Here is a 24,836-nt window from a genome sequence, read left to right on the forward strand (position 1 = left end):
TGGAGTTCGGTTCTCGGTGGGAGTTCGGGTGGCTGGGTTTGTCGCATTATGCGTGCTGGCGTAGGGCCTCTGTGATGGCGGCCAGGCGCTGTGGGGAGGCCAGGCCGGCGTGGTACAGGTGGAACTCGGTCGCGCCTGCCTTGGCGTACGTACGGAGCTGGTCGGCGAGGACCGTGGCGTCGGCCGGGCGAGGGGGCAGGGCCAGGACGTAGGCGCCAATTCGCTGGCCGGGGGTCGACAGGTCCTTGAGCTCGGCGAGGCGGGTGGCGTCCGTGGCGGGTTCGCCCCAGCAGTTGGCCACCAGCACGTCTGCTCCCGGTTCGCCTGACGGCAGTGGCGCGAAGGCGCCGGCTGCCCAGGGGTTCGGGTTGGCGTGCAGGGTGATGGGCGTGTTGGGGGCGGTCCTACGGGCGACGGCGATCAGGCGGTGGCGGAGAGAGTCGGACAGGTCTACGCGAACGGCGCGTACCTCGTCGGTCAGCTCGCCGAGAGCCTCTTCGATCGTGAGTGGTTGAGTGCTGGGAGGCGTGGTGCCGACCGTGGTGGTGCCGGCATGGGTCGTGGAAATGGATTGTGCGGAGTGAGTTGTTGCTGGGGGGTGCGCGGGGTGGGTGCGGTCTATGGCGGCGCGGACTCTGTCTCGGGTGGCTGCCGGGTAGTGGTCGGCGCAGGCCGTGCAGAAGCACAGGGAGAGGAGGTCTGAGTCGGCGGGTGTCCAATCCGCACCGGAGGTCTTCTCATGGACACTCTGGTGGCCGAAGCCCATCGGGCCGCAGGCCTCCAGGATGAGGCCGTCCGGCTCGCCTACCGTGAGGATCTCCTCGACCAGGTGCTCGCAGTACTCAAGGACGTCCTCGTGAGCGGGGCAGAGCGAGTACGGATACGGGTCGCCGAAGGCGTTGCGTACGACCAAGTCGGGATTCGCGGTGCCCAGGTGGGAGTTGTGAGTCAGGACGGTCCAGGCGTGCACCTGGAGGCCGACCGCCTTCAGAGCGTCTCGGGCCTGGAGGTACGCGTCCTCCGGAGTCCAGGTGGGGCTCGCGGGGACCAGGCGGGACCAGGACGACGGGCGGATCGGGAGGTAGAAGGCCGGATAGGGAACGTCGAGTACGCGGTGGGACGGGTGGTAAGGCGTGGCCGCTCTCGTCGAGTGGTAGCTCGCTGCCAGAGCCACCGCCTCCACGCCCAGGCCGGCCAGACGGTCGGGGGCGGAGGGGTCGCCGACGATGTCCCAGGGGTAGACGTAGGCCACGTTCACCAGCGCGGTCTCCTTGAGGAAAAGGTGGGCTCGAAGCGTTGCATGTAACTCGTGTCGTCACGGGCGGAGATCCCGCACTTCTCGTACTGCTCGTTCATGACGGCCAGTGCGTCGCGGTCGAGCTCGACGCCGAGTCCGGGGCCGGTGGGCACGGGAACGGCGCCGTTCACGAAGCGCAGGACGCCGGGCGCGACGACGTCCTGGCCATCCTGCCAGGGGGTGTGCGTGTCGCACGCGAACGTGAGGTTCGGTGTGGCGGCGGCCAAATGGGTCATGGCGGCCAGGCTGATCCCGAGATGGGAGTTGGAGTGCATGGACAGCGCCAGGCCGAATGTGTCGCACAAGGTGGCGACGTGCGCGGAACGTACGAGGCCGCCCCAGTAGTGGTGGTCCAGGAGGAGTACGCCGATCGCGCGGGATGCGATGGCGGGAGGGAGGTGTTCATGGGTGACCACGCACATGTTCGTGGCAAGTGGCATGGGGACGGCGGCGGCCACTTCCGCCATGCCGGAAATGCCGGGAGTGGGGTCCTCCAGGTATTGGAGGGTGCCTTCCAGCTCCTGGCCCACGCGGATCGAGGTCTCGACCGTCCAGGCGGCGTTCGGGTCCAGCCGGAGGGGCACCCCGGGGAACGCCTCATGAAGCGCGCGGATCGCGGCTATTTCCTGGTCGGGAGGGAAGACGCCGCCTTTGAGCTTGATGGACTCGAAGCCGTATTCCTTGATGAGGAGGGCCGCTTGTTCTACGACACCCGATTCGTCCAAGGCTGCGCCGAACCGGTCGGGGTCCTGGCCGGGGTGGCCCGCCCACTTGTAGAAGAGGTACGCGCTGTACGGCACCGCATCCCGGACACGGCCGCCCAACAGGTCGCTCACCGGGACACCGGCCGCCTTGCCCTGGATGTCGAGGCAAGCCACCTCGAAGGGGGAGAAGGCCCGGTCGATGCTCTTCTCCTTGGTGGCGGCACCGGTCAGTCCGTGCAGATCGGTCACCGTGTGGCCGACGATCGCGCTGATCCGGGCGTACATCGTGTTCGTGGCGTGCGCGTCGAGGCCGATCAGGGCCTGCGCGCACTCGCGCACCTTGCCCAGGTGCTCGTGGTCCCCGTAGGTCTCCCCCAACCCGGTCAGGCCTTCATCGGTGACGACCTCGACAATGGTACGGAGGGCCCACGGCTCGTGGACTCCGGCGGCGTTCAGAAGTGGCGGATCCCGGAAGGCGACAGGGGTGACGTAGATCTGTCTGATGATCATTTAGACCGCCGTCCAGATATGTGAACAATAGCCAGATTTGTGGACAAGTTGCCGCAACTGTAAGAATCAAGCTGAAGAAGTGTCAAGCTCGGAAGGGCCTTTCGATGATCTACGGACACGACCCCAGGACCGGCGAGACCGTTGGCGCCGCACTGCCGGAGACCGACAGTGCCGGGGTCGACTTGATCGTTTCCGCCGCGGCCGCCGCCGGCGCCGCCTGGCGGGCGACTCCGGCGGCTGAGCGGGCGCTCGCGCTCGAGGCCGTCGCCGACGCGCTCACCGCGCACGTGGACGAGCTGTGGCAGCTCGCCGACCAGGAGACCGCGCTCGGCGAGGTACGGCTGCGCGGCGAGGTCGGGCGTACGGCGGGACAGTTCCGGCTCTTCGCCCAGGTCCTCAGGGACGGTGGTTACGTCGAGGCCATCATCGATCATGCGGATGCCTCGCTCACGCCGCCCCGGCCCGACGTGCGGCGGATGAAGCACGCGCTGCCGGGCGTCGTCGCCGTGTTCTCGGCCAGCAACTTCCCGTTCGCGTTCTCGGTGGCCGGCGGTGACACGGCGTCCGCGCTGGCGGCGGGATGTCCGGTGGTCGTCAAGGCGCACCCCGGGCACCCGAACACCTCCGAGCGGGTGGCGAAGATCGTTCGTGACGCGCTGCCGTACCCGGACCTGCTGGGTCTGGTGCAGGGCATGCAGGCGGGGATCGATCTGGTGCAGCACCCCGGGGTGGTCGCGGCCGGGTTCACCGGGTCCGTGGCCGGGGGCAAGGCGATCCAGCGCCTGATCGACGAGCGGGAGGTGCCGATCCCGTTCTACGGCGAGCTGGGCAGTGTCAACCCCGTCGTCGTGCTGCCCTCCGCGCCGGCCAAGGACGTCGCCACGGGGTTCGCCGGGTCGCTGACGCTGGGGGTCGGGCAGTTCTGCACGAACCCCGGGCTCATGTTCGTGCCCGAGGGTGACGAACTGCGCAAGGCTCTGGCCGAGGCGGTCGAGGGGACCAGCGGTGGTCCGATGCTGGCCGAGCGGATCAGGGACGGGTACCTCGGCGGTGTCGAGCGGCTGGGCGAGCTGCAGTTGCTGGCCGAGGGCAAGCCTGGGGAGGGGAGCTGGGCGGTCACTCCCAAGGTGTTCACCACCGATCTCGACACGTTCGAGGAGAAGCTGCCGCGGATCGCGGAGGAGTGCTTCGGGCCGGCGTCGATCGTGGTGACGTATCGGGAAATTTCCGATTTGCGGCCTGTGCTTGAGCGGCTGGAAGGGTCGCTGACCGCGACCGTCCACGGCACCGATCCGGACGAGGCCGGCGAGGTCGTCGAGGTGCTGGGGAGGAAGGCCGGCCGGCTCATCTGGAACGGGTGGCCGACCGGAGTGGCCGTGTGCTGGGCGATGCAGCACGGCGGTCCTTGGCCTGCCGCGACCACGACGACTACCTCTGTCGGGGCGACGGCGATCGATCGGTGGCTGGCGCCGACGGCGTACCAGGACTGGCCGGAGGCGCTGCTGCCGGACGAGCTCAAGGACGACAACCCGCTGTCCGTTCCGCGGAGGGTTGACGGTCGTCTGGAGGTGTGAACGGGTCACTCCCGGAAGTGGGGTGATGGTGGTCGCGGGCTGACGGCGAGGTGGTGCCGGTTGTCGGGGGCTCGTGGCGATGGTTCGTGCGGCTGACTGGCCAGCTGGGGGGCTGGCTGGTCGGTCGTGGGTCCAGTGACGGCCATGGGCGACGGCGTGGCGATGGGGCTGGGCCCGGTTGGCTGGGGGCGGGTGTTGGCTTGGGGTGTGAGCTAGCCGTCGGCTTCGGGGTGAGGTGAGGGCTGGGCGCTGGCTCTGGGTGGGGTTGGGCGTCGGTCTTGGGCTGGGGCGGGGGTCAGGCGCTGGCTCTGGGTGGGGTTGAGTGTCGGTCTTGGGCTGGGGCGGGGGTCAGGCGCTGGCTCTGGGTGGGGTTGGGCGTCGGTCTTGGGCTGGGCCGGGAATCAGGCGCTGGCTTTGAGGTGGGTTGGGCGTCGGTTTTGGAGCCGGGGGTTGGGCGCTGGCTCTTGGGCGCGGCCGCCTGCCGGAACCGGTTTTGGGCGGGTTAGCCGTCGGTTTGGGGTGGGGGTTAGCCGTCGGCTTGAGGCCGGCCGGCCGGGAGGGCGGGAGGCCGTCGGCTTGAGGCCAGGAGTGGGCGTCGGTTTTGAGATGAGGCCAGGCGTTGGCTTGAGGCGAGGGCAGGCGTTGGTTTGCGGTGGGGTGGGCGCTGCTTGGGATGGGGCCGGGTGTCGGGCTTTGAGTTGGGGTTAGGCGTTGGTTTGGGGCCGGAGGGGTGGCGTTGGCTTGGGGGTGAAGGCGGGCGTCGGTTTTGAGATGAGGTCAGGCGTTGGTTTGGGTTGGGCGTTGGTTAGGGCTGGGCGTCGTTTGGGATGGGCGTGGGTGTCGGTTTTGGGGTGGGTTGGCGCTTGGGTGGGTTAGGCGCCGGCTAGGGATAGGCCTCTGATGATGATGCGTTCGAGGGATGCCGTGTGCTCGGGAGTCGGGTCCATCAAGGGTGGGCGGACGCCTCCGACCTCCACCCCCCGCAACCGCGCCCCCGCCTTCACCAGCGAGACCGCGTAGCCAGGTACGAGGTCCCGGAGTTCTACCAGCGGCAGGTAGAAGTCGGTCAGCAGCCGCTGCGTCAGCACCTCGTCCCCGCCCGTCACCGCCTTGTAGAAAGCCAGCGAGATCTCGGGTGCGAATGCGAACACCGCGCTCGAGTACAGGTTCACGCCGAGGCCGCGGTAGGCGGGGACGGTCAGTTCGGCGGTGGGGAGGCCGTTGAAGAAGGTGAAGTCCTTGTCGGTGGACCGGCGGACGGTGAGGATGATCCGTTGCAGCAGGTCGAAGTCGCCCAGCCCGTCCTTGAAGCCGACGATGTTGGGCACCTCGGCGAGTTCGGCGACGGCTGAGGGGGTGAAGCGGGCCGTGCCGCGCTGGTAGATGATGATCGGCAGGTCGACGGTCGCGGCCACCTCGCGTACGTACCTCACCAGACCGGAGGGCGGGCCGCTGACCAGGTAGGGAGGCATGAGCAGCAGCCCGTCGGCACCCTGGGCGGCGGCCGCGCGGGCGATGGCCTTGGCGGCGGGCAGCGGGCCGCCGGCACCCGCGAAGACGGGGACGCGGCCCGCGGTGGAGGCGACGGAGACGCCCACCACCCGGGTGTACTCGTCGAGGTCGAGGGCGTTGAACTCACCGGTGCCGCACGCGGTGAACACTCCTCCCGCTCCTGCCGCGACTCCGTCGGCGACGTGCCGGGCCAGCGCGGGTTCGGTGAGGTCGCCATCGGCTCCGAAGGGGGTCACGGGGAAGAAGAGAACACCATCCAGCCGCATCGACGGTCCTTTCTAGCGGATGCCCTCCCTGCGAAGAGTGGCAGCCAGCTTGCGGGTGTGTTTGATCACTGCCTCGGTGATCCGCTCGATCTCGGCGGGCGCCAGCCTCGCGGGCATCGAGCAGCTGATCGCGTCCGTGGCCGGGATGCGGTAGTCGACCGCCACGGCCACGCAGGCCAGGCCGGGCGTGCCCTGCTCGCGTTCGTACGCCCAGCCGCGGGTGCGGACCTGGTCGAGCTCGCCGGTCAGTTTGTTCAGGTCGGTGATGGTGTGGTCGGTGAGCGAGGACAGCGGGTCGGGCAGGATGGCCATGACCTCGTCGTCGGTGAGCTGGGCGAGCAGGACCTGGCCGAGCGCCGTGACGTGGGCGGGCAGGCGCCGGCCCACTCTGGGGATCACGTGGTCGGCCTCGCGTGACTCGCGGGTGGCCAGGTAGAGCACGTGCGCGCCGTCCCGGCGGGCGAAATGGGCGGTCTGGCCGATCTCTGCCCGCAGGTCCTCCAAGGTCTCCTGCGCGAACGGCAGCGCGGGATCCTTGTCGAGGTACGCGGTGCCGGTGAGCAGCGCGTGCGGCCCGATCCCGAACGCGGATCTGGCCGAGTCGGTCTCGACCCAGTTGAGCTCGACCAGCGTCCGCATGAGTGCGTGGAGGCTGCTGCGCGGGAACCCGGTGCGCTGCTGCAGCTCCGACAGCGTCAGGCTGTCGTGCGAGTCGGCCAGGGCCTCCAGGATGCGCACCGTCCGTTCCGCGGACTTGACCAGCTGAGGCTCCATACTCATCCCATCTACTGCTGCGGGTTCGACATCCAGGATATGGGATAGCGTCCAGATACATGGACACTTAACCCTTGATGGCACCGCTTGTCAGACCGCGCATGAACTGCCGCTGGAAGGCCAGGAACGCGATGATCGACGGCAGCAGCGCCAGCAGCGAGGCGGCCAGCAGCACGCCGATCCCCACCTCCTCGTCGGAGCGGAGCGAACGCAGCGCGATGGGCAGCGTCCACATGCTGGACTCGGGTGCGACGATCAGGGGCAGCAGGTACTGGTCCCAGATCATCGTGAAGCCGAACACCCCGATCACGCCGAGCGCGGGGCGGCACAGCGGCAGGATGATGGTGGCGAAGATCCGCATCTCACCCGCGCCGTCGATGCGCGCGGCCTCCTCCAGCTCGACCGGCACCTCCTTCATGAACTCGGTCATGACCAGGATGGAGAAGCCCCAGGCGCCGACCGGCAGGATCATGCCCGCGTACGTGCCGATGAGGTTCAGGTGCAGCAGCGGCATGTCGGCCAGGACCAGCGAGAGGGGGATCGCGATGATCTCCTCGGGCAGCATCATCGTGGTGAGCATGAGCAGCAGCACGAACGTCATGCCACGAAACTTCTTGCGGGCCAGCGAGTACGCGGCGAAGACGCTCACCAGCATCTGCAGCAGCAGGCCGAAGCCCACGACGATGAAGGAGTTCAGCAGGTAGAGGTAGACGTTCTTCTCCTTGGCCTGGACGAAGTTCTCCAGCGTGAACTCGTCCGGCCACAGGGAGAAGGAGGTGGGGTCGAGCGTCTTGCTGAAGGCGCTGACGAGCAGCCCGACCAGCGGCCCGGTGAAAACCACCACCATGAAGCCATAAATCAGGACCTTTCCGCCGACGGCCAGAGGCCCCTTGCGCGACTCCAGCCCCAGAGCGCTGTCGAACCTCATGTCGCCTGCCTCCTGCGCAACATCTGCGCGACCAGCGTGAGCACCAGCGTGGCCAGGAACAGCACGATCCCGCCCGCCGACGCCACGCCCAGGTCGTTCTTCTGGAACCCGAGCTTGTAGATCAGCGTCATCAGCACCTCGGACGACCCGTTCGGACCGCCGTTCGTCAGGACGTACACCTCGACGAAGACCCGCAGCCCGCGGATGGCGGCCAGCGTGAACAGGATCCAGAACACCGGCCGCAGGGCGGGCAGCGTGATGTGCCGCAGCCGGTGCCAGGTGGACGCGCCGTCCACGGCCGCGGCCTCGTAGAGCGTGCGGTCGACGCCGACCAGCCCGGCCAGGAAGATCATCATGTCGTACGGGGTGCCGCGCCAGATGCTCATCAGCATGATCGACCACAGGGAGGAGTGCTCGCTGGCCAGCCACGGCTGGGGATCGATGCCGGCCCAGCCGATGATGACGTTCAGCATCCCGCTGTCGGCCGGGTGGAACATGATCCGCCACACCTCGGCCACGGCCGCCATCGTGGTGACGACGGGCAGGAAGGCCGCGGTGCGCACGAACCACAGGTAGCGCGCGGGCCCCTCGATGAGCAGCGCGAATCCCAGACCCAGGACGAGCGAGCCGACCGTGGTGCCCAGCGCCAGCAGGATGCTGTGCCAGATGGCCGCGGCGAAGTCGGCGTCGCTGATGATCGTCTGGTAGTTCTGCAGGCCCAGCCACTCGTCACCGAGGAACGTCTGGACCTTGAAGAAGCTCTTCCACAGGCCCACGAACATCGGGATGAACTTGAAGTACAGGAACAGCAGCAGCGCGGGCGCCAGGAACAGCCAGGCGATCAGCGGCCCCCGCCACCGCACCCGCTTGGTGCGGCGGTGGGGGGTCGCCGTGTGGCTGCGCGCCTCGGTCAGTGTCGAGGTCATGACGCTTTCTGGCTCTGGAGTTCCTGGGTGAGCTTGGTGTTGAGCTGGTCCATGGCCGTCTTGACGTTGGAGGCGCAGTCGGCCCAGACCGCGTTGATGGAGTCGGCCGAGTCCTGGCGGATGGGCGCCCAGTTCGGCACGGGCGGGGCGTAGACGGCGTTCGCGTACGAGTCCTGGAACACCTTCCAGCGCGGATCCTGCCGCTCGGCGGCCATGTCGACCTGCGTGTTGACCGGCAGGCGCACGATGGCGCCGTTGGCGTCCTTGTTCATGCCGATCTTCTGGCCGTCAGGGGAGATCGCGAACTCGGCGAACTTCTTCTGCGCGTCCTGCTGGTCGGAGCCGGCCATCAGGTAGACGTTCTCGCCCTCGCCGAGGGTGCCGGGACCGCCGGACGGGCCCTTGGGCAGGGGCAGGACCTCGATCTTGTCGGTGCCGACGCTCTTGACGAACCTGGCGAGCACGTACGGGCCGACCAGGTAGATGCCGCCCTGGCCCTTCTCGAACACCTCGTGCGTGACGGTCGTGTCGTTGCTGACGGCGCCGGGGTTGACGGTCTTGGTCTTGCAGAACTGGTCCTGCAGGTACTGGACGGCTTCCACGGTCTTGGGGTCGTTGACCGTGGCCTGGAAGTGGCCGCCGCCGGTGCTCTTGATGAAGTCGCCGCCGTTGGCGTAGATGAGGGAGGAGGCGTACCAGGAGGCGTAGCCGCGCTTGGTGCCCGCGGGGATGACGAAGCCCGCCGTGTCGGCCTGGCCGTTGCCGTCGGGGTCCTTCTCGGTGAACGCCTGCGCCAGCTTGGCCAGGTCCTCCCAGGTCTTCGGCGGCTCCATGCCGACCTTCTCGCGCCAGTCCTTACGTACGATCAGCGCGAAGGCCTGGGCCGAGAACGGGGCGGCGTAGAACTTGCCGTCGCTGCCCGTGGCGGCCACCCACGCGCGCTCGGACAGCTTGTCACCGCCGGCCAGCGCGGCCTTGTCGACCTCGCGCAGCCAGCCCTGCGAGTGCATGTTGCCGAGCTGGGCGGTGTCGTTGATCACAATGTCGGGAAGCTTCTTCTGGGCGGCCTGCTGGTTCAGCTTGGTCTCGAAGTCGTCGAAAAGCGCGACGACTTTCGTTTTCACCCCGCTGGCCTTAGTGAATGCGTCGGCGAGTTTGACCGCCGTCTTGGCGGAGTCCGAATCGGGCGCCTGCCTGATCCAGATCTCCAGAGCGTTGTCTGAACCTGATCCCCCGGAACCGCAGCCTGTCAGCGTTACGGCCAGGGTCGCTGTCATCGCGACCCCCAGCAGACGACGTGACATCAGACCGCCTCCCGTTCACATACGTGGACTTGAGTCGTGGACTTGAACTCGTGGCTGTGAACGTAACTAGTTGCATGGTTCACGGTCAATATTCAAGGATGTGAATTTCGGCCAGAATCGTGTACACCATGAGACATGCGCATTCTTATGACCGGAGCCGCTGGGAAAGTTGGCACGCTGCTCCGCCCACGGCTCGCCCGTGACGGCCGCACGCTGCGGCTTTCCGACCTTCACCCGATCGAGCCAGGCCCCGGCGAGGAGTGGGTGACGGCCGACCTCGCCGACCCGGCCGCGGTGGCCGAGGCGATGAAGGGCGTGGACGCGGTGATTCACCTTGGCGGCCAGAGCCGGGAACATCCCTGGGCGGACATAGTGCAGGCCAACATCAACGGTACGCAAGTGCTGTTGGAGGCGGCGCGCGAGGAGGGCGTCCAGCAGTTGGTGCTCATGGGCAGCCACCACGCGGCCGGTTACCACACCCGGCCCGCTGACGGCTCCGACCTGCCCGACTACGCCTTTCCCCGGCCTGACACCTTTTACGGCGTGAGCAAGGTCGTCATGGAGGCGCTCGGGAGCCTGTACCACGACCGGTTCGGCATGAACGTCACCGTGGTCCGGCTCGGCACCTGCAACGAGGCCTCCGGCGACACGCGCGGGCTGGCCACGTGGATCTCGCCTGACGACCTGGCCCGGCTGATCGAGGCGGCGCTGACCGCGCCCGGCTACCACGTGGTGTGGGGGGTCTCGGACAACGCGCGGCGGTGGTGGTCGCTGGAGGAGGCCAGGGCCATCGGGTACGAGTCCCGCGACTCCTCCGAACCCCAGGCTGCGGCGCTCATCGCCGAGCTGGGGGAGCCGGACCTTTCGGAGCCGCTCCACAACCGGGCCGGAGGGGTGTTCACCCTCAACGAGCTGGGGGGTCGCTGGTAAACCCTGGTTGATTTGCGGCCGTTGCCGTACCGGGCCGGCCGCATCGGCGTCGCCGCTCCACACAGGCGTGCGGCGGGCCAGGCGTGGTGACGCGGTCCCGCGCCGATGAAAGCCCTGGGAGGGTTACGGGGCGGTTGTTATGAGGGTATATGGCAACCGGTTGCAAGAACCTTGACGACGGGAGGCGCGAAGGTCAAGGTTTAGTCTGGCAACCGTTTGCAAGGGAGAACGACGATGGCGGCGACGATCAAGGACGTGGCCCGCGCCTGCGGCGTGCACGTCTCCACCGTGTCCCGCACCTTCTCCGCACCCCACCTGGTCAATCCTGCCACCAGGAGCCGCGTGCTGGCCGCCGCCGACGACCTCGGTTACCGGCCCAACCGCGCGGCCAGGGCCCTCACGACCGGCCGGACGTTCAACATGGGCCTGATCGTGGCGGACATCGCCAACCCGTTCTTCCCGCCGCTCATCAAAGCCGCCCAGGCGCAGGCCAGGGGCCGTGACTACCACGTGTTCGTGGCCGACACCGACGAGGACCCGCGCGTCGAGGAGGAGCTGATCAGGACGTTCACCAAGCAGGTGGACGGCGTCCTGCTGTGCAGCCCCCGCCTGTCGAACAAGATGATCGAACGGCTGGCCGAGGACGTGCCGTTCGTGGTCATCAACCGGCGCATCAGGGGCATGCCCGCCGTGCTGATGAACGTCGGCCAGGGCGCCAAGCTGGCGCTGGAGCACCTGGTCGCGCTGGGGCACCGCAGGATCGCGCTCGTGTCGGGCCCGATCGGCTCCTGGACCAGTAACGAGATGCAGGGCGCCGCGGCCGAGGCGCCCGGGCTCGACCTCGTCTTCTTCGGCCCCAACCAGCCCACGGAGTCGGGCGGCCTGGCGGTGGCCGCCGACGTGGCGGCGTGCGGGGCCACGGCGGTGCTGGCGTACAACGATCTCGTCGCGCTTGGCCTCATCGAGGGGCTGTCGGAGATGGGGATAGGGGTACCAGACCAGATAAGTGTCATCGGGTTCGACGACATCCTGCCGGGACGGCTCAACCGGCCCAAGCTCACCACGGTGGCCATGCCGGCCGTGGCCGCCGGGAGGATGGCCGTCGACCTGCTGCTCCAGTCGGGGGGCGAGGGTGCGACAGTGACCCTCGACACCGCCCTCATTGTCAGAGAGTCCACGGGAAGGGCCCAATCATGAACTTCGGAACGCTGCCGTCAGGGGAGAGCGTCGAACTGGTGGAGCTGTCGTCGGGACGGCTGCGCGCCGAGGTGCTCACGTACGGCGCCATCGTGCGCTCGCTGGAGGTGTCCGGCCGCAACGTGGTGCTCGGCCTGGACACGCTGGAGGACTACCTGACCCGCAGCCGTTACTTCGGCGCGGTCGTCGGCAGGTACGGCAACCGCATCGCGAACGGCCGCTTCACCCTGGACGGCGTCGAGTACGAGCTGGCCGTCAACAACGGCACCGCCCACCTGCACGGCGGCATCGTGGGCTTCGACAAGAAGGTGTGGTCCATCGAGTCCAACGACGCCAAGTCGGTGACGCTCAGGCTGATCAGCCCCGACGGTGACGAGGGCTACCCGGGCACGCTGACCGCCCGGGTGACGTACACGCTCGAGGACGACGCGCTCCGCATCGACTACGAGATGGAGGCCGAGGCCCCGACCGTGGTCAACCTGACCAACCACTCCTACTTCGACCTCTCGGGCGAGGGCGACGTGCGCGACCACGTCGTGCGGATCGACGCCGAGCACTACCTGCCGGTGGACGACGCCAAGATCCCCACGGGGGAGCTCGCGCCGGTCAAGGGCACGGCGTTCGACTTCACCGAGCCGCACGCGGTGGGGGAGCGCAACGACGGCGCCTACGACCACTGCTACGTGCTCGGCGGTGGCGGCGCCACGGTGACGGCCGGCGGCCTGACCATGGAGGTCACGACGACCGAGCCGGGCGTGCAGTTCTACACCGGCCACATGCTGGACCGGGACGCGACGCCGTACGGGCCCTTCGGCGGGCTGTGCCTGGAGACGCAGCACTTCCCCGACTCGCCCAACCAGCCGCAGTTCCCCTCCACCGTGCTCCGGCCGGGCCGGCGGCGCACCTCGACGACGACGTACAAGTTCACCTCCTGACGGGGTGCAGGGCGGCGGAGGCCTTGATCACCAGCAGGGCCACGTCGTCCTGCGACGGCTCCTCGGCGAACGTCTCGACCGCGTGCCGCACGCGTTCGGCCACCGCGTGGGCGCTCAGCCCCGTGCAGCCGGACAGCAGCTCGGCCAGCCCGTCGCCGTCGTCGAGCAGCCGGTCGCCGTTGCGCCGCTCGGTCACCCCGTCGGTGACGCACAGCAGCAGGTCCTCCGGCGCCAGCTCGAACGTCTCGACGTAGAACCTGGCGCCGGACTCGATGCCCAGCAGCAGTTGCGGGCTCGCCATGGGCTCGACCTTGCCGTCCGGCCGCAGCAGGAGTGGGGGCGGGTGGCCCGCGGAGGCGATCGTGCAGAGCGCGCCGCCCTGCGGCAGCGGGGTCAGCTCGCCGCACAGCAGGCTGAGGAACCTGCCCTCCTCGCCCTCCTCCAGCAGCGCGTGGTTGAGCCGGTCGAAGATGTCGGCCACCGTGTAATGCTCCTTGGCCAGCAGGCGTACGGCATGGCGGGCGAGCCCGGTGACGGCGGCCGCCTCGGGCCCGCTGCCGCAGACGTCGCCCAGCGCGAAGCACCAGTGGTCGGCCACCGTGAACAGGTCGTAGAAGTCGCCCCCGACGTGCGCGCCCTCCTCGGCCGGCTCGTAGACCACCGCGGACTCCAGACCGGGCATGGGCGCCACACGCATGGGCAGCAGGCTGCGCTGCAGCACCCGGGAGGTGGTCGCCTGCCGGGCGTACAGCATGGCGGTGTGCAGGTTGAGCGCCACCAGGCGGCACAGGTCCGACAGCAGGTCGGCCAGCTCCAGCGGCAGGGTCGGCTCGGCGCGGCCGATCACCAGCGCCCCGTGCGACCTGCCCTGGGTGAGCAGCGGGAACGACAGCACGGTCTCCGGGCCGACCGGCCAGCTCACCTCGCTGAGGGCGGTGCGCGGGATGGCGGGCAGCGACTTGCGCAGGTCGGCGTTGTGGCGCTCCTCGCTGTGCCAGACGTGGGCGAGCCTGGTCATGCCGGCGAGGTCGGTCAGGTAGACGGCCGCCCAGGTGGCGATCTTGGGTACGACGAGCTGCGCGGTCAGCGCCGCGATCAGCTCCTCGTCGTGCACGCCCGCCAGCAGCTCGCCCGCCTCGGCCAGGAACGACAGCCGCCCCCTGTGCGCGCGGTCCTGCTCGGCCAGCCGCTCGCGCTGCACGGGCACGGCCACCTGGCCGGCGATGTGCTGGAGGCTGACCGTGAGCTCCTGGTCGAAGCGGTCCGGCTGGGCGGCCGTCACCACGATGTAGCCGGCCAGCTCGCCGCCGACCAGCAGCGGCGCGCACGCCAGCGACCTGGCGCGCAGCTGCTGGGCCAGCTCGACGTCCACGGCGAGCAGGTCCGCGATCATCGTGGGGGTCGTGCGCTCCGCGCCGAACACGCCGGTGGCCAGCACCCCCACCAGCCCCGCCGTGGCGCCCGCGCCCGCCGCCACGCCGAACCTGTTGCCGCCCTCCGCGGCGAGCAGCACGTACGCGGCGTCGCCCCCGCTGGAGACCTGCACGATCTGGGCGATCGTGTCGAGCAGCTCGGCGAACGGCATGTCCTGGTCGAGCAGGTCCTTGATGCGCCGGCCGGCCCCGCCCAGCTGCGGCGCGGGCGGCGGCGTCAGCACGTAGCCGTGGTCGGCGGCCACCACCATCCAGATCGAGCAGCGCTGCCGCCTGGAGCGCAGGTGGGAGACATAGACGGGGACCAATCGGCCGTCCTGGTGCCGCATGCGCGCCTCGCCCCGCCAGCGGCCCAGGCCGAGGGTGTCGGCCAGCGACAGCGCGTACGGTCCGTGGCCGCGCCAGGCCACTAACCGATCGAGGGACCGGCCGATCGCCTGGTCGGCCCGCCAGCCGAGCAGCTTCTCGGCCTCCGGGTTCCACGACCGCACGACCCCGTCGCGGTCGGCGACGATGACGCCGACGTGCAGGGTCTCGATGGGCGCGGCGCAGGGCGGCGCCGGCGCGGTCTCCTGGACGTCGCAGCCGTCCGCGATCTCCATGCGCACCCAGACGCGCTTGGCGGTCCTCGTGTAGGTGACGCCCCAGGCATCCGCCAGCATGCCCGCGAGGGCGAGCCCGCGCCCCGACGTACGCGTCGGCTCGGGCGCGGGCTCGGCCGCCAGGATCGTCCGGGCAGGGTGGCGGTCGTCGACGGCGATCTCCAGCTTCGGGGGGCTGGCCGCCACGTCCAGGCGGCAGGTGAGCTCGATGCCGGTGCCCGCGTGCACGACGGCGTTCGTGACGAGCTCGCTGGTCAGCAGCACGGCGTCCTCCGCCAGGTGGCTCAGGCGCCATTCGCCGAGCACCTGGCGGACGAACTTGCGCGCGTGAGCCGGGGCATGTGGCGTCCCGTCGAAGGCCGTGCTCGACACCCTGGTCGTGTCCACTCTGCGTCCTAGAACATCACTCGATGTGGCAGTACGGTCACTCTCAGAGTGGCAGAATGGTGCCGTTGATACCTCCTGTTGTGAAGAAGGCGGGGCAGACCGACGCGCTCAGGGGACGAGGGCGGCCCTGAGGCGGTCCGCGTGCGCCTTGGTGAGGCCGTTGGCCAGCAGGAGCCGCTCCGCGCCGCCGAGCTCGCCCAGCGCGACCAGGAACGTCCGCATCGCGCTCTCCGGCGCCTCCAGCAGCGCGGCTGGCGCGTCCCGAGACGGCGTCAGGCCCAGCATGAGCATGACGTCGGGCAGCGCCTTCGCGGTGAGCGCGTAGTCGCGGACGATGTCCTCGTGGTCCACGCCGAGCAGGTCGAGGATCAGCGCGACGACGATGCCGGTGCGATCCTTGCCGGCGGCGCAGTGGACGAGGGCGGGCAGGCCGTCGGCGATCTCGGCGACGACGCCGGCGAACCAGGTCGTCCTGTGCCGCAGGAATCCGACGTACAGGTCGCCGAGGGTCAGGTCGGCCGGCAGCGCCGCGAGCTGGGCGGGTGCGGCGTCGGAGGAGCCCGCGCCGAGCAGCGCGTGCCGGACGGCGCCGCCGAGGACGGGCGCCCAGTCGGCGGGGCCGCGCTCGTTGTCGCCGCGCAGGTCGGCGATGAGCCGCAGCCCGGCCACCAGCTTCGCGTCGTCGGCCGTGAGGGTGTGCGGCTGCGCGGAGCGGTAGAGCACGCCGGGGCGCAGCGCGGTCTCCGTCGCGACGTCCCGGAGGTTGAGGAGAGGCATAGGACCATTCAGGAAGGAGTTGTCTGCGCCCGCGCGGCTTTCACGTGGACATCGGGTGAACCTTCCCGGGATCTTCGTGCCCGTTTGGCGGGGTCGTCGGCGAGCCTCCGCGCGATCCACGGTGTCTCCGACGTACCTTTGGCATCATGGCCACCCGTACGCCGAAAAGCGCATCGAAGGGGCCGGCGAAGCGGTCGACCTCGTCTCGCTCGACCCCCGCAAAGCGCGGGGCCTCGTCGACGGGGCGTCCCAGGGCGGCCTCCGGACGCAAGCCTTCGATGACCCACCAGGACCCGATCAGCTGGGTCTTCACCATGATCGGCAAGCTGATCGTCGGTCTGTGGATGCTGCTCGCCAACGGCATCGGCAGCACGGCTCGCGCGCTGGGCAAGAACGCCCGCGAGCTCGACCCCGCGCACCGCCGCGACGGGGTGGGGCTGACGGTGCTCGCGGGAGCGATCGTGCTGGCGGCGATGACATGGCGCAACGCCGACGGGGCCGTCTCCGGCGTGGTGAACGCGACCGTGCACGGCGTGTTCGGCTCGCTGGCGTGGGCGCTGCCGCTGCTGTTCGGGCTGCTGGCCTGGCGCTATCTTCGCCACCCCGACCAGAACGCCGACACCGGGCGCATGGTGATCGGGTGGGCCGCGCTGATGGTCGGCGTGCTGGGCGTCATCCACGTGGCCAACGGCACCCCCTACCCGGCCGGCGAGGGCCAGGGCATGGACAAGGTGTCGCAGGCCGGGGGCATGGTCGGCTTCATCGTCTCGGCGCCGCCGATGAGCATCCTGCCGCCGTGGATCACGATCCCGCTGCTGCTGCTCCTGTCCGGGTTCGGCGTGCTGGTGATCACCGCCACCCCCGTGCACCGGATCCCCGAGCGGCTGGCCGAGCTCAAGCACATGCTCTTCGAACGGCACGCCGAGCCCGAGTCGCGGCAGCCGGGCAAGAAGCGGGTCAGGACCCCCAAGAAGCCCGCCGAGGAGGGGGCCGACTCGGTCAAGCCGTACGACACGCCGGTCCTGTCCGACAAGACCGACAAGCGGCCCGAGCACTCGCCCGAGATCGTGCCCGGTCTGACGGACGAGGAGGAGCCGCCCGCCGCCGAGGCCGAGAAGCGGCCGGAGCCGCCCCAGCCGACGCCCGCGCCGCGCAAGGTCGAGCAGCTCGTGCTGTCGCCGCAGGCGGGGCCGTACAGCCTGCCCGACCTGCAGTTCCTCAAGCAGGGCACGGCGCCCAAGCCGCAGACCAAGGCCAACACCACCGTGGTCAACGCGCTGACCAGCGTGCTCGAGCAGTTCACCATCGACGCGCAGGTGATCGGGTTCACCCGGGGGCCGACGGTGACCCGCTACGAGATCGAGCTGGGGCCCGCGGTCAAGGTGGAGAAGGTCACGGCGCTCACGAAGAACATCGCGTACGCCGTCAAGTCCGCCGACGTCCGGATCTTGTCGCCTATCCCGGGTAAGTCGGCGATCGGGGTCGAGATCCCGAACGCCGACAAGGACCTGGTGGCCCTGGGCGACGTGCTGCGCGCGCAGGTGGCGCAGGCCGACCACCACCCGATGATCGTCGGCCTGGGCAAGGACGTCGAGGGCCGCACCATCGTCGCGAACCTCGCCAAGATGCCCCACCTGCTCATCGCGGGCGCCACCGGCGCCGGCAAGTCGGTCTGTGTGAACGGGCTGATCACCAGCATCCTGATGCGGGCCACGCCCGACGAGGTGCGGATGGTGCTGGTCGACCCGAAGCGGGTCGAGCTCAGCGTGTACGAGGGCATCCCCCACCTGATCACGCCGATCATCACCAACCCGAAGAAGGCCGCCGAAGCCCTCGAATGGGTCGTGGGCGAGATGGACCGGCGCTACGACGACCTGGCGGCGTCGGGGTTCAGGCACGTCGACGAGTTCAACAAGGCCGTGCGGGCCGGCAAGCTGCAGCCGCCGCCCGGGAGCGAGCGGGTCTACCAGCCGTATCCGTACCTGCTGGTGATCGTGGACGAGCTGGCCGACCTCATGATGGTGGCCCCGCGCGACGTCGAGGACTCGATCGTGCGCATCACGCAGCTCGCCCGCGCGGCCGGCATCCACCTGGTGATCGCCACCCAGCGGCCCTCCGTCGACGTCGTCACCGGTCTGATCAAGGCGAACGTGCCGTCCAGGCTCGCCTTCGCCGTGTCGAGCCTCACCGACTCGCGGGTCATCCTCGACCAGCCGGGCGCCGACAAGCTGGTCGGCCAGGGTGACGCGCTGTTCCTGCCGATGGGCGCGAGCAAGCCCATCCGCATCCAGAACGCGTTCGTCTCCGAGAAGGAGATCGCCGAGATCGTCTCGCACTGCAAGACGCAGATGCAGGTCGAATACCGCGATGACGTGGCCGCCGCGCCGGTCAAACGGGAGATCGACGAGGACATCGGCGACGACCTCGACCTGCTGATCCAGGCCGCCGAGCTGATCGTGACCACCCAGTTCGGCTCGACCTCGATGCTGCAGCGCAAGCTGCGGGTCGGGTTCGCCAAGGCGGGACGGCTGATGGACCTGCTGGAGAGCCGGAACGTGGTCGGTCCGAGCGAGGGCTCCAAGGCCCGCGAGGTGCTGGTCAAACCGGACGATCTACCGGGTTTGCTCGCCGACCTGCGTGGCGAATGACCCCAATGCGCGCCTGCCGGGTAGTAACTGATTGAATATAAATCACTACCCATTGTGGTAGGCAGGTGCAGGTGCCGTGGGGGAGGCGTTCGTTGTGCAGGAGCAGAGCATCGGGGCCATGCTGGCGGCGGCCAGGCAAGCGGCCGGGCTGACCGTCGAGCAGGTCAGCGCGGCCACCAGGATCCGCGAGGCGATCATCCATGGCCTGGAGCAGGATGACGGCAGCCAGTGCGGTGGCGACTTCTACAGCAGAGGGCACGTCAAGGCCGTGGCCAAGGCGGTCGGGCTCGACCCGGAGGCCACCGTCCATCTCTACGACCAGCAGCACGGCGGGGCGCCCAGGCCGGTCGCGGCCTCGGCCGTGTTCCAGGCCGACAAGAAGATCAACCTGCCGGAGCGGCGCGGGCCCAACTGGACGATGGCGCTCGGGGTGGCGCTGGCGATCGTGGTCGTCTTCGGCATGATGCGCGTGCTGGGCGGCGCGAGCGACCAGGTGCGCACGGCCGACGTGCAGGTGGCCTCGGCCCGGCCCAAGGTCCCGCCGAACATGCCCGTCGAGCAGCCGGCGGCGGCCAAGGCGGTCAAACGCACGGTGACCGTCGAGATCAAGGCGAAGCGGTCGTCGTACGTCCAGGCTCACGACGCGATGGGGCGCAAGCTGTTCGCGGGGACGCTGAAGGCCGGAAAGTCCGACACGTGGAGTGCGGAAGACAAGGTCAGCGTGCTGCTGGCGGATGCGTCGGCCGTTACGCTGCAGGTGAACGGCAAGAAGGTGAAGCTGGACGCAGGCAGGGGGGAGATGCTGCGGCGCTCGTTCGGGCCGCCCAAAACGACCGCGCGATAGCCATCTGGCGGGAGCCCGTGCATCGGGTGGTGGCCAACTCCCGATACCGTAGTGTTCACCATGTCATCCCGCCGAACCGCATCGCTGATCACTCTGGGCTGCGCGCGCAACGAGGTCGACTCCGAGGAGCTGGCCGCGCGACTTGAGGCTGCCGGTTGGCAGCTGGGCGACGACGACCCCGATGTCGTCGTCGTCAACACGTGTGGCTTCATCGACTCGGCCAAGAAGGACTCCATCGACACGCTGCTGGCCGCCGCCGACACCGGCGCGAAGGTGGTCGCAGCGGGCTGCATGGCCGAGCGCTACGGCAACGAGCTGGCCGAGGCGCTGCCCGAGGCCAGCGCGGTCATCTCCTTCGACGACTACACGGACATCGGCGGCCGCCTCGACGACGTGCTCGCCGGGCGGCCGCTGAAGCCCCACACACCACGTGACCGCCGCACCCTGCTACCCATCTCGCCGGTGGACCGTGCCAGCGCGCCCAAGGCCAACATCCCCGGTCACGGCGACCTGCCCGAGGGCCTGGCGCCCGCGAGCGGCCCGCGCGTGCTGCGCAAGCGCCTCGACGAGAGCCCGGTGGCCTCGCTCAAGCTGGCCTCCGGCTGCGACCGGCGCTGCACGTTCTGCGCCATCCCGGCCTTCCGTGGCTCCTACGTCTCGCGCCGGCCCGACGAGCTGCTGGCCGAGGCCGACTGGCTGGCCCACCGTGGCGTGCGCGAGCTCGTCCTGGTCAGCGAGAATTCCACCTCCTACGGCAAGGATCTCGGCGACCTGCGGGCGCTGGAGAAGCTGCTGCCCGAGCTGGCGGCCGTCGAGGGCGTCTCCCGGGTGCGGGTCAGCTACCTGCAGCCCGCCGAGCTGCGCCCGGGGCTCATCGACGTGCTCACGGGCACCGAGGGCGTGGCCCCCTACTTCGACCTTTCCTTCCAGCACGCGAGCGGCTCCGTGCTGCGCAGGATGCGCCGCTTCGGCGACCCGGAGCGCTTCCTGGGGCTGCTCGAGGCCATCCGCGAGCGCGCCCCCGAGGCGGGCGTGCGCTCCAACTTCATCGTGGGCTTCCCCGGCGAGACCGAGGAGGAGTTCGGCGAGCTGGTGAGCTTCCTGGAGGCGGCCAGGCTCGACGTGATCGGCGTGTTCGGCTACTCCGACGAGGACGGCACGGAGGCCGCCGGGCTGCCTGGCAAGCTCGACCAGGAGGTCATCGACGAGCGCGTGCGCGTGCTCACCGAGCTGGCCGAGGAGCTGACCGCCCAGCGCGCGGAGGAGCGCATAGGCACCGAGGTCGACGTGCTGATCGACGACGACCTGGGCGACGGTGGCTACGAGGGCCGGGCCGCCCACCAGGGTCCCGAGGTCGACGGCTCCGTCACGGTGCAGGGCATCGGCCTCGTCAGGGGGCAGATCGTGCGCGCGGTCGTGGTCGACTCCGAGGGGGTCGACCTGATCGCGCGTATCAAGGCAAGTCCATGAAAAGGGACGAGCGCCGCGTCGTAAGCCCGTGGAACATCGCCAACGTCCTCACGGTCCTCAGGTTGGTGCTCGTCCCCTTCTTCGTCGTCTGCCTGTTCCTGCCGGGCACGGGCTGGCGGGTGGCCGCGCTGGCGGTCTTCGCGGTGGCCTCGATCACCGACCATCTGGACGGTGAGCTGGCCAGGCGGTACGGCCTCATCACCGACTTCGGCAAGATCGCCGACCCGATCGCCGACAAGGCGCTCACCGGCGCGGCGCTGGTGAGCCTGTCCATACTCAACGAGCTGCCCTGGTGGGTCACGATCCCGATCCTCGCCAGGGAGATCGGCATCACGCTCCTCAGGTTCCTGCTGCTGCGGCGCGCGGTCATCCCGGCCAGCTACGGCGGCAAGGTCAAGACCGTGCTGCAGATCGCGGCGATCGTGCTCTACCTCCTGCCGTGGGTGCCAGGGCCCGTCCGGTGGGTGGTCATGGGGGCGGCTCTGGTGGTCACCGTGGCCACCGGGGTCGACTACGTCATCAGGGCAGTACGGCTACGCAAGGTCGCGAAGCAGGCGCGCGGGGAGTGATCGATGGCCGAGGTGGCCGAGGTTCTGACGATGCTGGTGGGCCGGTCCGCCACGGTGGCGGTGGCCGAGTCGCTGACCGGCGGGCTCATCGGGGCCGCCATCACGTCGGTCTCGGGGTCGTCGAAGGCGTTCCGGGGCGGGGTGATCTCGTACGCCACCGACCTCAAGCAGGAGCTGCTAGGGGTGCCGGGGGAGTTGCTGCGGCGCGAGGGGGCCGTACATCCTGAGGTGGCCGCGGCCATGGCGACCGGGGTCGCGCGGCTGTGCGGGGCCACGTACGGGCTGGCCGTGACGGGTGTGGCCGGGCCGGAGCCGCAGGACGGCAAGCCCGTCGGCACCGTGTACGCGGCCGTCTGCGGGCCTGGGGGCAGGATTTGGGGGCGTGAATTGAGACTTGGCGGGTCGCGCGAACGTATCAGGGTAGAGACGGTGGACGAGGCAGTCGATCTACTGTCAGGTGTGCTGAAGGCGAACATAGGGGAACATTCCGGGTGATTACCGTGTTACGTCCCGAGCGAACATGCGAAGCACGGTCTGACGCGGTGTCGGTGGATACGGGTACGGTGGAGCTGTGAGTGAGGTCCGTGAGCCAACTGCAAGCACCGAGCGCCCGGCCGGCGGGCCTGAAGAGTCGCGAGCGGCGGTCCAGGGGCGGCCACGCCCCATGATGACGGCGAGGAGTATGTACGAAGCTAAGAAGACCAAAGTGCGGCACGATCCGATCGCGCGGGGTGTGGTGAAGTCATCCGCGCCGGGGAGGGAGCGACAGATGATTCTGCTGCGTCAGCTGCTCGGCGACGTGCTGAGGCGGTTGAGGGTGCGGCAGGGACGCACGCTACGCGAGGTGTCCACCCAGGCACGTGTCTCGCTCGGCTACTTGTCCGAGGTCGAGCGCGGTCAGAAGGAGGCCTCGTCGGAGCTGCTGGCGTCCATTTGCGGCGCACTCGAAGTGCCCCTTTCGCAGGTGCTGCGTGAGGTTTCCGACCAGTTCGCGCTGGCGGAGCTCCAGGCTGCCCCTGTGCTGGCCGACGTGCCCGATCGCGAACGGCTGCCCCTTACGGAGACGGTTCCCGGTTCGATTTCCGACTCCGTGTTCCCCGAAGTCAAGGACATGGTGGCTGCCTAGCCCGGCTGGCAGCCAGCACACCACAGGATCAGCCGTTCCTGTGGCTGCGCCCCCATCTCCCCACGGCTGATGCGGGTGCCGCATCGGCGACAGGGCTTCCCCGCCCTGCCGTAGACCCACGTCTGGTTCGCCGGGCGGCGATCACCTGTGGTCACCGTGCCCGCATGTCCCTTGTTCGCGTCCAGCAAGCGCTGGGCCAGTGACACGAGCCCGTTGAGATCCTCGATCTCCCCGACCTTCTTCCACGGCCAGATACCGCGCAGGAACAGGGTCTCGGCGCGATAGATCGTGCCGATCCCCGCCAGGTTGCGCTGATCGAGCAGCGCCTCCCCGATGGTCCTGTCGGGCGACCCTCGCAGCCTTCGCACGGCCTCATCCGGGTCCCAGTCCGGGCCGAGCAGATCCGGCCCCAGATGGCCGACCAGCCGCCCCTCCTCGCCTGTCCTGACGAGATCCACCATTCCCAGCCTGACCCCCACCGCCTGCCACCGCTCGTTGGCCAGGATCAGCCTGACCTGGTCGCCCGGCGCGGTCCGGCGGCCCGCCGCCATGACCTGCCAGCTCCCGTCCATGCGCAGATGGGTGTGCACGGTCAGGTCGCCTTCGACGCGGGTGAGCAGGTGCTTGCCCCTGGAGATCGTGGTGATGACCGCACGGCCGGTCAGGTCGGCCGTGGCGTGCCTGGGGACGCGGAAGTCCGACCTGGTGAGCACCTGGCCGTCCAGCGCGCCGCGCAGCTTCGCGGCCGTGCGGTAAACGGCGTCTCCTTCGGGCATCCCTCCAGTCTAGGAACGCGCGCCGCCCCGTGGGCGGCCACCCATCCGTGGACGAGCGCCCACGCCTGGTCCCGTGCCGCCTCCACACGCTCGCGCTCGCCGGGCCAGCGGGCCGGGCAGCTCGGCGGGCTGGTCGCGACAGGGCGACGCTGCCCGAGTCGCCCCCGGCGGTCGCCATGCCGGTCTGGGGGCCGCTGGCCCGGCCTCTGGTGCTGCTCGCAGCGTGGGGAGCGTGCCCGCCGGCACGTGGGTGGGCGGCGCGTTCGGCCGGCAGGCGACGACTCGGCGGGCTGCTGGGGCTCGGCGGTGGTGGGCCTGATGGTCGCCGTGCCCGTGCTCCTGCTGGTGTGGACGGCCGTGTCGTGGTGGATCCCGCCGCCCGCGCACGGGCAGGGCCGCAGTCGCTCGACAGCAGCGCCGGCTACCGCAGAGGGTCGTGCGGCGGCGCAGGGTGAAGGTGGGCGGTTGATGATCGGGAATGGCTGCGTCGGGGCAGACGGGGGATCATAATGACGGGCGAGGAGTAGGCCTGGCGGAAGGCTGATCGCGGCATGCCGGAGATCACAGGTTTACGCGGGGGCGACCCCGCCGAGATCGGCGGATATCGGCTGACGGGCCGCCTTGGCTCCAGCGTGTACGCCGGGCGCTCCCGCTCCGGGGAACCCGTGGCCGTCAGGCTGCTGCCGGCCGAGATGGAGCCTGAGCCCTTCCTCCTCGCCATGGAGCGACTGCAGGCCGTCTCCGCGGTCACCACCGCGCAGATCCTGGCCACTGGCATGCTGGGCGAGCAGGCGTACGTCGTCAGCGAGTACGTCGAAGGGCCGGCGCTCGAAGAGGGCGGCGGAAGCCTGGGAGAGGTCGGGCTCCACCGGCTCGCGGTCGGGACCATCGCGGCGCTGGTCGCGATCCATCAGGCAGGGCTCGTCCACGGCGACATCCGGCCCGGCAACGTGCTGCTCGGCCCGGACGGGCCGCGGGTGATCAACGCCGGTCTCGAGCAGGCGATGGCGGAGGCGGCCATCTCCACCCGCAAGGTCGCCGTCCCCGCGTACACCGCGCCCGAGCGGCTGCGGGGCGCGGGGGCCGAGCCGCCCGCGGACGTGTTCTCCTGGGCGGCCACCATGGTGTTCGCCGCGACCGGGTCGGCTCCGTTCGACAGCGGCTCCATGGCCGCGACGGTCGATCGGATCGTCCACGACGCGCCCACGCTGCCCGGCAATCTGGGCGAGCTGCACGGCCTGATCGTGGCGTGCCTGGACAAGGACCCGGCCGCGCGGCCCAGCGCCAGCGAGGTGCTGTTACGACTGGTGGGCCAGACGTTGTTCCTGACCGGGCACGTGGAGCCGG

General features: G+C 69.7%; 20 protein-coding genes and 1 pseudogene. 11 read left to right on the plus strand and 10 right to left on the minus strand.

The features are described from left to right. Positions 1-46: 46 nt before the first annotated feature. Both ACIBI9_RS16035 and ACIBI9_RS16040 read right to left on the minus strand, forming a co-directional pair. Positions 47-1,258 carry a hypothetical protein gene (locus ACIBI9_RS16035; protein WP_397222818.1) on the minus strand — a complete coding sequence of 404 codons (1,212 nt, stop codon included), beginning with the start codon at positions 1,256-1,258 and terminating at the stop codon, positions 47-49. Then, positions 1,255-2,511 carry a glucarate dehydratase family protein gene (locus ACIBI9_RS16040; RefSeq protein WP_397222819.1) on the minus strand — a complete coding sequence of 419 codons (1,257 nt, stop codon included), beginning with the start codon at positions 2,509-2,511 and terminating at the stop codon, positions 1,255-1,257. Before ACIBI9_RS16040 ends, ACIBI9_RS16035 begins: the two co-directional genes overlap by 4 nt. A 104-nt stretch (positions 2,512-2,615) precedes the next feature. Here ACIBI9_RS16040 and ACIBI9_RS16045 point away from each other — a divergent pair, with 104 nt between their 5' ends. Next, positions 2,616-4,085: an aldehyde dehydrogenase (NADP(+)) gene (locus ACIBI9_RS16045; RefSeq protein ID WP_397222821.1), complete on the plus strand. Its 1,470-nt coding sequence runs from the start codon at positions 2,616-2,618 to the stop codon at positions 4,083-4,085. An 872-nt stretch (positions 4,086-4,957) separates the two neighbouring features. Here the strand turns inward: ACIBI9_RS16045 and ACIBI9_RS16050 are convergent. The 5 genes from ACIBI9_RS16050 to ACIBI9_RS16070 form a co-directional block, all read right to left on the minus strand. Next, entirely contained in the window at positions 4,958-5,863 is a 906-nt protein-coding gene (locus ACIBI9_RS16050; RefSeq protein ID WP_397222822.1) for a 5-dehydro-4-deoxyglucarate dehydratase, read from the minus strand. A gap of 12 nt (positions 5,864-5,875) precedes the next feature. Then, positions 5,876-6,643 carry an IclR family transcriptional regulator gene (locus ACIBI9_RS16055; RefSeq protein ID WP_397222824.1) on the minus strand — a complete coding sequence of 256 codons (768 nt, stop codon included), beginning with the start codon at positions 6,641-6,643 and terminating at the stop codon, positions 5,876-5,878. Positions 6,644-6,704: 61 nt separating this feature from the next. After that, positions 6,705-7,565, minus strand: coding sequence for a carbohydrate ABC transporter permease (locus ACIBI9_RS16060; RefSeq protein WP_397222825.1), 861 nt, complete (start codon positions 7,563-7,565; stop codon positions 6,705-6,707). Further along, positions 7,562-8,491: a carbohydrate ABC transporter permease gene (locus ACIBI9_RS16065; protein WP_397222826.1), complete on the minus strand. Its 930-nt coding sequence runs from the start codon at positions 8,489-8,491 to the stop codon at positions 7,562-7,564. The genes ACIBI9_RS16060 and ACIBI9_RS16065 overlap by 4 nt, the downstream gene beginning before the upstream one ends. Continuing rightward, positions 8,488-9,795, minus strand: a complete 1,308-nt coding sequence (locus ACIBI9_RS16070) for an extracellular solute-binding protein (RefSeq protein ID WP_397222827.1) — start codon at positions 9,793-9,795, stop codon at positions 8,488-8,490. Before ACIBI9_RS16070 ends, ACIBI9_RS16065 begins: the two co-directional genes overlap by 4 nt. Positions 9,796-9,930: 135 nt before the next feature. On the opposite strand from ACIBI9_RS16070, the gene ACIBI9_RS16075 reads away from it, so the two are divergent. The 3 genes from ACIBI9_RS16075 to ACIBI9_RS16085 all read left to right on the plus strand — a co-directional run bounded on the left by ACIBI9_RS16075 (position 9,931) and on the right by ACIBI9_RS16085 (position 12,857). Next, on the plus strand, positions 9,931-10,725 hold the full coding sequence (locus ACIBI9_RS16075; RefSeq protein ID WP_397222828.1) for an NAD-dependent epimerase/dehydratase family protein: 795 nt from the start codon (positions 9,931-9,933) through the stop codon (positions 10,723-10,725). A gap of 234 nt (positions 10,726-10,959) precedes the next feature. Then, on the plus strand, positions 10,960-11,922 hold the full coding sequence (locus ACIBI9_RS16080) for a LacI family DNA-binding transcriptional regulator (protein ID WP_397222829.1): 963 nt from the start codon (positions 10,960-10,962) through the stop codon (positions 11,920-11,922). Next, the gene (locus tag ACIBI9_RS16085) at positions 11,919-12,857 is read left to right on the plus strand and encodes an aldose epimerase family protein (RefSeq protein ID WP_397222830.1); all 939 of its coding nucleotides are present in this window, start codon (positions 11,919-11,921) and stop codon (positions 12,855-12,857) included. Before ACIBI9_RS16080 ends, ACIBI9_RS16085 begins: the two co-directional genes overlap by 4 nt. Here ACIBI9_RS16085 and ACIBI9_RS16090 read toward each other — a convergent pair. Then, entirely contained in the window at positions 12,847-15,279 is a 2,433-nt protein-coding gene (locus ACIBI9_RS16090) for a SpoIIE family protein phosphatase (protein ID WP_397222831.1), read from the minus strand. The genes ACIBI9_RS16085 and ACIBI9_RS16090 overlap by 11 nt on opposite strands. Before the next feature lie 108 nt (positions 15,280-15,387). Next, complete coding sequence (locus ACIBI9_RS16095; RefSeq protein ID WP_397222832.1) at positions 15,388-16,056, minus strand: tyrosine-protein phosphatase; 669 nt, start codon at positions 16,054-16,056, stop codon at positions 15,388-15,390. 146 nt (positions 16,057-16,202) lie between these two features. On the opposite strand from ACIBI9_RS16095, the gene ACIBI9_RS16100 reads away from it, so the two are divergent. From ACIBI9_RS16100 to ACIBI9_RS16125, 6 genes are all read left to right on the plus strand, one after another. Then, entirely contained in the window at positions 16,203-18,704 is a 2,502-nt protein-coding gene (locus ACIBI9_RS16100; RefSeq protein WP_397222833.1) for a DNA translocase FtsK, read from the plus strand. Between the two features lie 76 nt (positions 18,705-18,780). Then, on the plus strand, positions 18,781-19,548 hold the full coding sequence (locus tag ACIBI9_RS16105) for a helix-turn-helix domain-containing protein (protein WP_397222834.1): 768 nt from the start codon (positions 18,781-18,783) through the stop codon (positions 19,546-19,548). A 60-nt stretch (positions 19,549-19,608) separates the two neighbouring features. Next, positions 19,609-21,018 carry a 30S ribosomal protein S12 methylthiotransferase RimO gene (gene rimO, locus ACIBI9_RS16110; protein WP_397222835.1) on the plus strand — a complete coding sequence of 470 codons (1,410 nt, stop codon included), beginning with the start codon at positions 19,609-19,611 and terminating at the stop codon, positions 21,016-21,018. Beyond that, positions 21,015-21,587: a CDP-diacylglycerol--glycerol-3-phosphate 3-phosphatidyltransferase gene (gene pgsA / locus ACIBI9_RS16115; protein WP_397222836.1), complete on the plus strand. Its 573-nt coding sequence runs from the start codon at positions 21,015-21,017 to the stop codon at positions 21,585-21,587. Before rimO ends, pgsA begins: the two co-directional genes overlap by 4 nt. A gap of 3 nt (positions 21,588-21,590) precedes the next feature. Next, entirely contained in the window at positions 21,591-22,082 is a 492-nt protein-coding gene (locus tag ACIBI9_RS16120) for a CinA family protein (RefSeq protein WP_397222838.1), read from the plus strand. Positions 22,083-22,356: 274 nt separating this feature from the next. Continuing rightward, positions 22,357-22,713: a helix-turn-helix domain-containing protein gene (locus tag ACIBI9_RS16125; protein ID WP_185071833.1), complete on the plus strand. Its 357-nt coding sequence runs from the start codon at positions 22,357-22,359 to the stop codon at positions 22,711-22,713. Here the strand turns inward: ACIBI9_RS16125 and ACIBI9_RS16130 are convergent. Further along, positions 22,710-23,489, minus strand: coding sequence for a DNA-formamidopyrimidine glycosylase family protein (locus ACIBI9_RS16130; RefSeq protein ID WP_397222839.1), 780 nt, complete (start codon positions 23,487-23,489; stop codon positions 22,710-22,712). The two genes, ACIBI9_RS16125 and ACIBI9_RS16130, sit on opposite strands and share 4 nt — an antisense overlap. A 551-nt stretch (positions 23,490-24,040) precedes the next feature. Between ACIBI9_RS16130 and ACIBI9_RS16135 the strand changes: the two are divergent. Then, a pseudogene (locus ACIBI9_RS16135) lies at positions 24,041-24,778 on the plus strand (protein kinase); the annotation flags it as partial. Positions 24,779-24,836 lie beyond the last annotated feature (58 nt).

This window comes from Nonomuraea sp. NPDC050451, assembly GCF_044458585.1.